Raw genomic sequence first — 1,533 nt, 5'->3', positions numbered from 1 at the left:
CAACGCTGTTGCGTTTGGCGATCGGGACTTGAGTCAAGGGCTTTGGAGACGCGAACGGGACTTCTGATAGATCAGCTTGTGTCGAGCAAGGTGATCGTTATCAGGAGTCCCGTTGCAGGAGAAGTCTGTCATCAGGCGGTCGTTGCAGGTGGCCGGGGGTGTGCACGCGCCCGGTCATTTGGGTGAGTTGACGCAGATCATTGACTTTGACCTCGTAGACGCGGTGTTGGAGGAGACCGGGACGCGGGAGAAGCGGCTGCGGCTGCTGCCGTCTCGGGTCGTGGTGTACTTCGTCCTTGCGCTGGCGCTGTTCGAGCGCTGTTCCTATCTGGCGACCTGGGGGAAGCTGACCGCTGCCCTGACGGACCTGCGCCTGACGCGGCCGAGCGTCTCCTCACTCTCACGCGCCCGCCGCCGGATCGGAGCGGCGCCGCTACGGCGTCTGTTCGAGACGTTGGCCGGTGTCGTCGGTCTGCCCAGCCAGCCCGGCGTGTTCTACCGGGGCCTGCGCACCGTGGCCATCGACGGCACTCACCTGCACGTGCCCGATCGGGAACAGGTCACCTGGCGCTACCCCAAACGGGCAGGAGAGCGGCGGGAGTTCGGCTACCCGCTGCTGCGGCTGCTCGTGGTGATCGAGTGCGGGACCCGCGCCCTGCTCGCCGCGGACTTCGGCCCTGACGCAGGAGGCGAACTGCCGTATGCCCACCGCCTGGTGGGCGTCCTGGACCGCGCGATGCTGCTGCTGGCCGACGCCGGCTTCGACGCCGCGCAATTCCTGCACGATGTGCACGCCACCGGAGCGCAGTTCCTGGTCCGCTCCACCGCCTGCCGCCGCCCGACCATCACGCAACGCCTGCCCGATGGCTCCTACCTGACCCGCATCGGCTACGGCACCCTCGCCGCCCTCATCCTGGTACGGGTCATCGAAGCGCAGGTCACCGTCACCCTCCCCGACGGCACGGTGCGCCACGAGCAGTGGCGGCTGATCACCAGCCTGACCGACCACGCCCGCTACCCCGCCCGAGAACTCGTGGACCTCTACCACGAACGCTGGCAAGCCGAGACCACCTACTACTCGATCAAAGCGACCATGCTCAACGGCCGTGTCCTGCGCTCTCACAGCATCCCCGGGATCGAGCAGGAGGTATACGCCCTGCTCACCGCCTACCAAGCCCTCATCCGCGCGGCCGCAGACGCCGCGTCAACCCAGCCAGGCACCGACATGGACCGGATCAGCTTCACGATCCTCATCGAAACCGCCATCGACACGATCACCACCGCCAGCGCGATCCTCCCCCACGGCCCCGCCGACCTCCTCGGCGCAATCGGCCACGCCGCGCTGGCCAACCTCCTGCCCGCACGGCGCCGCCCCCGCGTCAAAGCCCGCACCCGCAAGAACCCGACCAGCAAGTACGGCCCGAACACCGGACAACACCCAACAACCACACAGACCTACAGCTTCCACGCCGAAATCACACTCTTCGAGAAAGGACTTGCCTCCCGCTCACGGCGCTAAACGCAACGGCGTTG

At 67.1% G+C, this 1,533-nt stretch carries 1 protein-coding gene; it reads left to right on the top strand.

Features of this window, described 5'->3' with window-relative positions; all coding sequences use genetic code 11:
• Positions 1-112: 112 nt before the first annotated feature.
• Positions 113-1,519 (top strand): IS4 family transposase, encoded by a 1,407-nt coding sequence (locus ABZU46_RS31745; RefSeq protein ID WP_354863374.1) that lies wholly within the window; start codon positions 113-115, stop codon positions 1,517-1,519.
• The last annotated feature ends 14 nt before the right edge of the window (positions 1,520-1,533 follow it).

Origin of the sequence: Micromonospora sp. NPDC005197, from assembly GCF_040608295.1 — a bacterium.
In the GTDB taxonomy this organism is placed as follows: domain Bacteria; phylum Actinomycetota; class Actinomycetes; order Mycobacteriales; family Micromonosporaceae; genus Micromonospora.
Note: the sequence above shows the minus strand (reverse complement) of the source record. Positions and strands in the feature narration are given on the sequence as shown.